Raw genomic sequence first — 10,680 nt, forward strand, 5'->3', positions numbered from 1 at the left:
TATGAAAAGATTCGTTTTTCTATTTTTGTTGTCTATTCATTTTGCCGTATTTTCTCAAGAAAGTTTTGATGAGGGCGTAGCTGTGGCCAGTATGACCATGTCAAGCAACAATCCAGAAGTTCAAGGGCAATTGGCGATGATGGGAGATATGTCAACAACCACTTATTTTAAGGGTGACAAAACACGGTCTGAATCTAATAATTTAATGGCTGGTGAAACTATTACCATCATTGATGCTAAAGCTAAGAAGATGTTATTGTTAATGAATAACATGGGAGGTAAGATGTATTCTAAAAAGGATATAGCGCCTACACAGGAAGATTTAGATAAGATGATCGTAGAAAAAGGGACTGAAACTAAAACTGTTTTAGGCTATGAATGTCAACAATATTTTGTGACAATTGAAGAAGGAGGCATGAAAATGACTTCAGAGTATTTTGTTACAGATAAAATTCAAGCAGTTTCTGAACAGTTTTCCGGTTATGGTTCAAAACTGGAAGGTTTTCCTTTATATATGGTTATGAAAATGAATCAACCAGAAGCTGAAATTACCTTGACTTATGAAATTAAAGAATTAAGAAAAGAAGAGGTTTCTGATGATAAATTTGACATGACAATTCCAGAGGGATATACAGAACTTCAAGTTCCAAATCCACAGAATTAATAGGATGGAATTTCAGATAAAAAAAAGAGCGACTATACGGTCGCTCTTTTTTTTTACAAAATATTAATTTCTATTGGGTATTCATTGTGTAAATCATATATTTGCTCGTTTTTAAAAATAACGTTAAAAAACTAAAATAAACTAATTAATATAATAGATAATGCAGAACAAAGGACTAGTAAAACTGTTTGCAATTTTGTTCGGCTTGGTAAGTATTTACCAGCTTTCCTTTACATTTAAAGCAAATAGTATTGAAGATGAAGCAAGGGCTTATGCCAGTGGAGATGCGGCAAAAGAACGTCAGTTTTTAGATTCTATTTCCAACGAAAAAGTATTCAGTTTAGGTGTAGCAGACTATACCTATAACCAAGTTAAGGACAACTCCATGAATTTAGGTCTGGACCTAAAAGGAGGGGTTAACGTTATTTTACAAGTGTCTGTTAAAGACATTTTGAAAGGACTTGCAAATTACTCTAAAGACGCCACTTTCAATCAAGCATTGGATAATGCTTCAGAAGCGCAAGTAACTAGTCAAAACACCTTTGTAGAAGATTTCTTTATTGCATTTGACGAAATCAAAGGAGATAAAAAGTTAGCGTCTCCTGATATTTTTGGAAATAGAACCTTAAGTGAGGAGATTACTTTTGATATGTCAGACAGTGAGGTGCAACCAATTATCGAAAGAAAAGTTGATGAATCCATTGTATCTGCATTTGAAGTATTACGTAAGCGTATTGATGAATTTGGTGTAACATCACCAAACATTCAACGTTTAGGGAATTCTGGTAGAATTTTAGTGGAGTTACCAGGGGTTAAGGATGTAGAGCGTGCTACAAAACTATTACAAAGTACAGCTCAATTAGAATTTTGGGATGCTTACAGGGGGGATCAATTTTTGAACTTTCTTAGTGAGGCTAATGAATTGTTGAAAGACATGGAAACGGAGAAGGATGCTGAAAAGCAAGCCGATTCTACAGTTGCAACCGATACTACCCAAGATGATAAAATTGCAGATCTTTTAGGAGACGATCCAGATTCAACAGCTGTCAATGATAACAATCCAATTGGAAAATTAATCAAAGGATTTGGTTACCAAGGTGGTCCCGTAGTAGCTCAATTTGCTACTAAGGATAAGGGAACTATGGAAGAATACTTGAATATGCCTCAAGTAAGAGCGTTATTGCCTGCAGATTTTAGATATGTGAAATTTGCCTTTGGAAAACCTGATACCGATAGTGAAATAGTTGAATTGTATGCTTTAGCAGGAAATCGTGATAACATGCCTCCTCTAAGTGGAGCTGTAATTACAGATGCTCGTCAAGAATATGGCCCAACAGGTAAGCCAGTTGTTTCTATGCAAATGAATAGCAAAGGAGCTAAAATTTGGGAAGAAATGACCGGTGCAGCTTACCAACAACAGAGTCAAATTGCTATCGTTCTAGATAATGTTGTCTATTCTGCACCAGGTGTAACCACTGGGGCTATTTCAGGAGGGAACTCTCAAATCTCTGGAGATTTCACTCTTAATGAGGCAACCGACTTAGCAAACGTATTGCGTGCAGGTAAGTTGCCAGCATCAGCAGATATTATTCAAAGTGAAGTAGTAGGACCATCATTAGGACAAGAAGCTATTGATAGCGGTCAGTTATCATTTGCAATTGCATTGGCATTGGTTCTATTATGGATGATCGTTTATTACGGAAAAGGTGGTTTATTCGCAGATATCGCTATGCTGTTCAACATTCTTTTAATCTTTGGAGTTCTTTCAGGATTAGGAGCAGTGTTAACTTTGCCAGGTATTGCGGGTATCGTTTTGACAATTGGTATGTCTGTAGATGCTAACGTACTTATCTTTGAAAGAATCCGTGAGGAGCTAGAAAAGGGTAAAGGACAAAAGGAATCCATTCAAGACGGTTTTAGTAATGCCTTATCTTCTATTTTAGATGCTAACATTACAACCGGTTTAACGGCTTTAATCTTATTTGTATTTGGTACAGGACCAATTAAAGGATTTGCTACTACCTTATTAATTGGTATTGGTACATCATTGTTTACTGCTATTTTCATTACAAGATTGATAGTAGATTGGTATGTGAATAGAGGAGGAACTTTAACGTTCTCAACCGGTGTTACTAAAAACTTATTTAGAAATATCAATATTAATTTCTTGAAGAAGCGTAAGGTTGCTTACATTTTATCTGGAGCTTTATTAGTAATCAGCTTAGGTTCTTTGTTTACAAATGGTTTGGATCAAGGAGTTGATTTCGTTGGAGGTAGAACCTATCAAGTTCGTTTCCCACAAGCAGTTAGTTCTTCAGAGATTTCTAAGACTTTAAATGATTTCTTTGGAAGTGCAGATGCCAAAACTTTTGGTAACGCCAACCAATTAAAAATAACTACCAAATATAAAGTTGACGAAACAGGAGCTGAAGTTGATGAAGAGATTAGAAAATCACTATACACTGAATTACAACCATATTTAGGAGATGCTAGTTATGATGATTTCATCAGTGACAATGAGCATAAGACAGTTGGTTTAATGAAATATTATAAAGTAAGTCCAACGATTGCAGATGATCTTAAGAAAGAGTCTTTCTGGGCGGTTTTAGGATCCTTGTTAGTGGTTTTCCTTTATATCTTGTTACGATTCAAGAGATGGCAATTCTCATTGGGGGCAGTTGCGGCTGTTTTCCATGATGTGATTATTGTTCTTGGGGTGTTCTCTCTAACCTATAAGTTTATGCCATTCTCCATGGAGATTGACCAAGCTTTTATTGCTGCCATCTTAACGGTTATTGGTTATTCATTGAATGATACCGTGGTTGTGTTTGACAGAATTAGAGAGTTCTTCAATGAACATACAGCTTGGCCATTCAATAAGGTAATTAACTCTTCATTGAGCAGTACATTAAGTAGAACATTGAATACCTCACTTACTACCTTGGTGGTGTTGTTGGCTATTTTCTTCTTTGGAGGGGATTCTATTAGAGGATTTATGTTTGCCTTGATTGTTGGTGTAGTTGTTGGTACCTATTCATCCTTGTTTATTGCAACACCAATCATGTATGATTCAGTGAAAAAAGGTGATGCTAAGGAAAGTTTAAGAAAGAAAGAAGAAGTTGTTGAAGAAACAGCAGAAGCTTAAATATAGAACTAACTAGATATAATTAAAAAGCCTTTCAAATTGGAAAGGCTTTTTTTATTATATATGCGTAAATAAATTAATTTCTAATATAGGATATGGAATCGCCTACTTTTAAGCCCCATTGATCAGACAAACCAGCATTTACTTCCAATACGTACATGGCCGGTTTATTTGAGGGTAAAGAAGTTTCATTCATGGGTTGGGCATTCTTTTGAAAACTGACAATCTTTTGGTCTTTGTCCAGATAAATAATATCCAAAGCAATTTGGGTATTCTTCATGTAGAACCATCTTGGGTTGTAATCTTGAAAAACAAAAAGCATTCCTTGACTGTCTCGCATAGATTGACGGTACATCAAGCCTGTTTCTCTTTCATATTCAGAATCGGCTATTTCAATATCCAATTGCTTTACTATGGAATCTGTCTTTTGGTGAAATAGCTTTAATTCACCTTCTTTCTTAAAGCTGATCTGTGTTTGCTTAATATTATTTTGTCCTGGTTTTTCTTTACATGAAAAGCTGAAAATAGCTCCCATTAGCAAGCAGTAAAAAGACACGTTTTTTAATTTCATGGCTTTATGAAGCTTTGTGTTTTGGTTTATAAGCAAACATGAAATAGAAACCTAAAAGAATAAAAGGTATGCTTAACCATTGACCTGTATTTAAAGCCCATGTGGCTCGCTCATCAACCTGTGCCTCTTTGACAAATTCAACAAAGAACCGAACGGTCCATAAGAAAACTAAAAATAAGCCAAATAAGAATCCTTCTTGTTGTCCTTTATTGGTTTTAAGGTAAACCCACACTAAAATTAAAAATACAATGATGTAACAAAAGGACTCATATAATTGAGCGGGATGTCTATAAGGAACAGCCTCCAATAGATTAGAAAACTGTGGATTATTTGTTACCGCCATATAAGCCTCTTGAACCTTATTGATCCCTGTTAATTTAACAATTTCATATTTGCTGTATTCATCCTGAATGAATCGGACTCCTAAAGGTGAATCGGTTATTTTACCTATTATTTCAGAGTTTATAAAGTTACCTATCCTAATAAAGATCGCACCGCTTGCTACAGGTATTACAATTCGGTCCAAGATCCACATTAGGGTTTTATATTTGTATTTTCTTCGGTATAAATACATGCCAGTAATGATTCCAATGGCCGCTCCATGGCTTGCCAATCCTTGAAACCCTGTAAATTCGATCCCGTTTTTAAAACTGAAAGGAAGGAAAATGCTAAAGAAATCTTCCTTGATTAATTCGGCTTGATAAAATAAAACATGACCCAATCTGGCACCTATTAGAGTAGCTAGAACCGTATAAAGAAATAAAGGGTCTAAATATTCAAGTTTTACTTTTTCTCGAATGAAAATTCGTTTCATGATTTGCCATCCCAAAAGAAAGGCAATAATCCACATGACACTATAAAAATGGATTTTGAAATTTCCGATAATATCAATTCCTGAGACGGGATTCCAATCGAATTTAAGTAAAAACATAGAGTTTAATTTTAAAGGGTAAATATAGCCAATTGAAACTCGGAGAAAAAATAAAAGAATTATAACAATACGTTATTTTTTGGGTCTTTTTCAGGAACTGGATCATAACCACTACCTCCCCAAGGCGCTGGAGCGTTAAGAAAATGTACGGGATACATTTTTAGAGAACAGGCGAGCTGGCGGGTAGGCTAGTTGTCATCCTTGCCAGGAACTGGATCATAACCACTACCTCCCCAAGGCGCTGGAGCGTTAAGAAAATGTACGAGGTACATTATTAGAGAACAGGCGAGCTGGCGCGTGGGCTAGTTGTCATCCTTGTCAGGAACTGGGTCATAACCACTACCTCCCCAAGGATGACAACTAAAAATCCTCTTAATTGCCAACCAACTGCCTTTTAAAAGACCATGCTTTTGTAAAGCTTCAATGGTATAATGAGAGCAAGTGGGCTGGTATCTGCAAGTAGCAGGGAATAGAGGTGAAATGGCACCTTGATAAAACTTTACCAAATAGATAAACGGTTTTATCAAGATGTTTTTCATATGCTTAATTTGTTGAAAAAGTAGTGCCTTCTTTTCCGTCTTTTAATTGAATTCCTAAAGAGGTAAGTTCGTCCCTAATTTGGTCTGAAAGCGCAAAGTTCTTATTAGCTCTGGCTTCTTGTCTTAGCTTGATAAGTAATTCAACGGTACCTGTCAGTTTATCGTCTGAATTATCAGAACTGGATTGGCTGGGTAACAATCCCAAAACATCAAAAACAAAGGTGTGAATAGTATTTTTAAAGCTGTTTAAATCTTCTTGACTTATCGATTCATTACCTTCTTTTATTTGATTGATATATTTAACCCCTTCAAACAAATTTGCTATTAAAATGGGCGAATTGAAATCATCATTCATCGCATCATAACATTTTTGAATCCAACTTGGTAGATCAATACTACTTGTTGCTGAAACAGGTAAATGATCCAAGTGGTTAATGGCTTCCATTAAACGGTTAAATCCTTTTTCACTAGCTAATAAACCGTCATTTGTAAAGTCCAAAACGCTTCTGTAATGAGCTTGAAGCATAAAGAATCTAGCAACTGAAGGAGAAAAAGCTTTGGTTATATTGGCATTATTTCCTGTGAAAATTTCATTTGGTAGAATAAAGTTACCAGTTGATTTGGCCATTTTCTTACCATTCATGATAAGCATGTTTGCATGCATCCAATAATTAACTGGTGACTGTCCTTTGGCAGCTTCATTTTGAGCAATTTCACATTCATGGTGAGGAAACTTCAAATCCATACCACCTCCATGAATATCAAAATGTTCGCCAAGGTATTTGGTGCTCATGGCAGTACACTCTAGATGCCAGCCAGGAAATCCATCGCTCCAAGGTGAAGGCCATCGCATGATATGTTGAGGCTCTGCCTTTTTCCACAGCGCAAAGTCCTGAGGATTTCGTTTATCACTCTGACCATCAAGTTCACGAGTGTTGTGAATCATATCTTCAAGATTTCGCTTGCTTAGCTTACCATAGTCATGACTTTCATTAAACTTAACGACATCAAAATATACCGAACCGTTAATTTCGTAGGCAAAACCATTTTGAAGAATATCTTTGATCAATTCAATTTGTTCAATAATATGTCCGGTTGCTGTAGGTTCAATACTAGGCGGTAAAAAATTAAATTTATTCAGAATATTATGAAAATCTACAGTATAGCGCTGAACCACCTCCATAGGTTCAATAGATTCTAAACGCGCTTTTTTAGCAATGCGGTCTTCCCCTTCATCTGCATCGTTCTCTAAGTGACCTGCATCTGTAATATTTCGCACATATCTTACCTTATATCCCAAGTGCTTAAGGTACCTAAAGACCATATCAAAAGACATAAAAGTCCTAACATTTCCTAAATGGACATTGCTATATACGGTAGGTCCGCAGACATACATGCCTACATAGCCGTCATTAATAGGTTTGAAAAGTTCTTTTTCTCCGGTAAGGGAATTGTAAATTTTAATGGGCTGCTCTTGATACAAATGCATGAGTTATAATAGGTAGGGGTGATTAAAATTTAGTTTCTAACTGAATATAGTCTAAAAACTCTCTCCTAATTTCTTTTTCTTTAAAACGACCGCCAAATTCTGCCGTAACGGTACTGCTTTCTATGTCTCTAATTCCTCTGGAGTTGACGCAAAGGTGTTTGGCATCAATAACACAGGCTACGTCTTGAGTGTTTAGAACTTCTTGAAGTTCTTTAACAATTTGAATGGTTAAACGTTCTTGTACTTGAGGTCTTTTCGCATAGTAATCTACAATACGGTTCATTTTGGATAGTCCAACAACCTTTCCACTTGAAATATAAGCCACATGGGCTTTACCAACTATAGGAAGTAAATGGTGCTCACAGGTTGAGTATAAGGTAATGTTTTTTTCAACCAGCATTTCACCATATTTGTATTTGTTGTCGAAAGTAGAAGCGCTTGGTTTGCTTTTTGGGTGTAAACCGCCAAAAATTTCCTTAACAAACATCTTAGCGACTCTTAGCGGAGTTCCTTTAAGACTGTCGTCTGTTAAATCTAATCCCAAGGTCTCCATAATATGTCTCACATCATCCTTAATGATGTCAATTTTTTCATCATTAGTGAGTTTGAAAGCATCGACTCTCAGAGGGGTTTCATGGGATGTTCCTATGTGGTTATCTCCAATAGATTCAAACTCTTCTAAATTTTTATCAAATTTCATTATCGCTCCTTAAAAGTGGTAGTAATTTAATTTGCAAAGATAAGAATTTCCCCTTGAACCGTCGGGAATCTTAACAGATTATTAAAATGCAGGAAATATTAACGTGGGTAGTTTTAATTTTTTATTATTTTTAGGCTCTTTTAAGAAAAAATTAACTATGAAAATGAAACTTAAGCTTTTGATGCTGACAGCTTTTGTTGGCTTTTTATGCCAATTTGGATATAGTCAGGGTAAGAGAACTAATCCCAAATTAACTCAAACTATAAATTTTAAGACCAATGTTGAAGATCCGTTAACAGATAAGGAGTTTAAAATGTTAAAGGAAGTTTACGGGGATCGATTGGATGAGTTGGTCTTAAACAAACCACAGCGATTAAAAGATCTTAAGAATATTCTAAGAAATAGAGTGCAGTTTATTGAATATCCTCAAGGGAATGATAAGCCTTACCCATTGTTATCTGAGGTGCCATTATTCAATAATTATGTTCAGGGCTTAACAAGAGATGCTCATCCTAAAAAGGAAACATTTAACCCTTTAAAGTATAATTTTTCCTTTTATGAAAGGTATAATCTCACATTTAGGATAGACAATACTAATTGGTTTATCATTATTCTCTCACAATTTAATTAATAAATAGCTACTATTGAAAATGAAGTATTTATTTACAATTTCCCTATGTTTATTCTTTGCTGTAGTTGGTTGGTCCCAAGATATATTGATGCAAAATGGAACCTTTACCCAATGTTCAGGTACGTTATATGATTCAGGAGGTTCAACCTCAGGATACAGTTTGAATGAAAATTATGTATTAACCATATGCCCAGAAGAAACAGGGCAATTTATTCAGTTGGACTTTACTGCGTTTAGTACACAGTTAAACTCGGTATTCATGTATATTTATGATGGGGAAGACACAACAGCACCGTTAATAGGAACTTACTCCGGTGGTGGTCCGGCTAGTAGCCCGGGAACCATTGAGGCCTCTACAAGTAACGCTTCTGGCTGTATTACTATTGAATTTGATAGTACAGGCGGATCTGCTACAGGTGCTACATTAGGTTTTGCTGCTGATATTGCTTGTGTAACACCTTGTCAAGATATAACAGCGAGTATAGATTCAACAATTCCTTCTGGCGATGGGTCTGGAACCATATTTGTAGATCTTAATGAAACTGTCACCTTCAATGGATCTGGAACGTTCTCGTTAGATGGATCCGATGCTACTTATAGCTGGACCTTTGATGATGGTAATACAGCAACCGGCCAAACAGTCACTTATGAATACACAGAAGTTGGGATCTATACGGTTTCACTGATTATAACAGATACAAACCCTTTGGGTTGTCAAAGTTCCAATACTCCAACAATACAAGTTATTGTGGGGGCCTCCTTACCAGGGAATCCCTATGTGGATGCAGGTAATGATGTGGAATTAACATGTGAAGAAACGTGTACAACACTTTTTGCTGATTTTTTGGATATAGGTGAAACAGACACTTATAATATTGAATCCATTGTGTATGCACCGCCGTTCCCTTTTAGTGGTTTATCAAATTCGATGAACACCAATATTGATGATGCTTGGTCTGAAGTTGGAACTTTACCTTTTGATTTCTGTTTTTTTGGAGATACAGAAACGCAATTTCAGGTTGGTTCCAATGGTGTAATTAGGTTTGAGGTTGATCCGTCTGATACTGGAAATGCCTGGGCTTTTACACAAAACTTACCCAATAACACCAATGCAACTCTTGCTGAGGCAAATGTTTTTACACCTTGCCATGACATTAACCCTGCTACTAGTGATTCAGATGAAATTGCATGGGAGGTTATAGGGACTTATCCAAATAGGGTATTAGCTGTTTCATTTTACAATGTAAATATGTACAGTTGTAATTCCCAGCAAGCAACTCATATGGCTGTTTTTTATGAAACAACAAATGTTATAGATGTATATATTAAGAATAAACCTGTTTGTAATTCTTGGCAAGGAGGGGCCGCAGTAGTTGGAATTCAAAATAATGCGGGCACAGAAGCTTATGTGCCTCCCGGTAGACAAACCTCAGATTCTCCATGGGAAGTCGATGAGACCTTAGGGCAATCGGAGGCCTGGAGATTTGTGCCTAATGGCGATAGTATTATAGAGTTTGCTTGGTTGGATTCTGATGGAAATGTAGTCAGTACAGATCCAGAATTTGAAGCATGTCCTTCACAAACCACAACTTATACCGCTCAAGTAACATATAACATTTGCAATGGAGAAACAGTCGTGGTGACGGATGATGTTACGGTAACGGTTCCTTTGACTGGAATTATTAATCCTGTGGAGGATATGGTTCAATGTGATGACGAAAGCAATGACGGTGTAGCCGATTTTGATTTGGAATCACAAACTCCTGGCATTTTAGGGACACAAAACCCAGATGATTTCACTGTGACTTATCATTCTAGTTTTGCTGATGCTGATTCAGGTACTGGTGCCTTGGATAGTCCTTATACGGCTTCAGGACCTTCTACGCCTATTTGGGTTAATGTACAACCTAATGGAACTCCTTCTTGTCCCGCAGTGAGCCCCGACCCAGTATTCTATCTGATCATCGAGCCATTTGCCGACACGAGTTTTACGGTAGACCCTACCTGTGA

At 36.4% G+C, this 10,680-nt stretch carries 9 protein-coding genes; 4 read left to right on the forward strand and 5 right to left on the reverse strand.

Annotated features, from left to right (window positions below; genetic code table 11):
- Window position 1: 1 nt before the first annotated feature.
- Together GZ212_RS13595 and secDF are read left to right on the forward strand one after the other, a co-directional pair.
- Window positions 2-664 carry a hypothetical protein gene (locus tag GZ212_RS13595; RefSeq protein ID WP_166961299.1) on the forward strand — a complete coding sequence of 221 codons (663 nt, stop codon included), beginning with the start codon at window positions 2-4 and terminating at the stop codon, window positions 662-664.
- 160 nt (window positions 665-824) lie between these two features.
- Window positions 825-3,809, forward strand: a complete 2,985-nt coding sequence (secDF, locus tag GZ212_RS13600) for a protein translocase subunit SecDF (protein WP_166961302.1) — start codon at window positions 825-827, stop codon at window positions 3,807-3,809.
- Window positions 3,810-3,885: 76 nt separating this feature from the next.
- On the opposite strand, the gene GZ212_RS13605 is transcribed toward secDF, so the two are convergent.
- The 5 genes from GZ212_RS13605 to folE form a co-directional block, all read right to left on the reverse strand.
- Window positions 3,886-4,380 carry a DUF192 domain-containing protein gene (locus tag GZ212_RS13605; RefSeq protein WP_166961305.1) on the reverse strand — a complete coding sequence of 165 codons (495 nt, stop codon included), beginning with the start codon at window positions 4,378-4,380 and terminating at the stop codon, window positions 3,886-3,888.
- Window positions 4,381-4,384: 4 nt separating this feature from the next.
- A complete protein-coding gene (lgt, locus tag GZ212_RS13610) occupies window positions 4,385-5,311 on the reverse strand; it encodes a prolipoprotein diacylglyceryl transferase (RefSeq protein ID WP_166961308.1) in 927 nt (308 codons plus the stop codon).
- A gap of 302 nt (window positions 5,312-5,613) precedes the next feature.
- Window positions 5,614-5,850, reverse strand: a complete 237-nt coding sequence (gene yidD, locus GZ212_RS13615; RefSeq protein ID WP_166961311.1) for a membrane protein insertion efficiency factor YidD — start codon at window positions 5,848-5,850, stop codon at window positions 5,614-5,616.
- Window positions 5,851-5,854: 4 nt separating this feature from the next.
- Window positions 5,855-7,339, reverse strand: coding sequence for a cysteine--tRNA ligase (cysS, locus tag GZ212_RS13620; RefSeq protein WP_166961314.1), 1,485 nt, complete (start codon window positions 7,337-7,339; stop codon window positions 5,855-5,857).
- A 22-nt stretch (window positions 7,340-7,361) separates the two neighbouring features.
- Window positions 7,362-8,039, reverse strand: a complete 678-nt coding sequence (gene folE / locus GZ212_RS13625) for a GTP cyclohydrolase I FolE (protein WP_166961317.1) — start codon at window positions 8,037-8,039, stop codon at window positions 7,362-7,364.
- A gap of 163 nt (window positions 8,040-8,202) precedes the next feature.
- Between folE and GZ212_RS13630 the strand changes: the two genes are divergently transcribed.
- The gene (locus GZ212_RS13630; RefSeq protein WP_166961320.1) at window positions 8,203-8,670 is read left to right on the forward strand and encodes a hypothetical protein; all 468 of its coding nucleotides are present in this window, start codon (window positions 8,203-8,205) and stop codon (window positions 8,668-8,670) included.
- 19 nt (window positions 8,671-8,689) lie between these two features.
- Window positions 8,690-10,680, forward strand: a 1,991-nt coding sequence (locus tag GZ212_RS13635; protein WP_166961323.1) for a PKD domain-containing protein, incomplete at its 3' end; no start/stop codon positions are given.

Origin of the sequence: Mangrovimonas sp. CR14 (genome assembly GCF_011764015.1) — a bacterium.
Lineage (GTDB): Bacteria > Bacteroidota > Bacteroidia > Flavobacteriales > Flavobacteriaceae > Mangrovimonas > Mangrovimonas futianensis.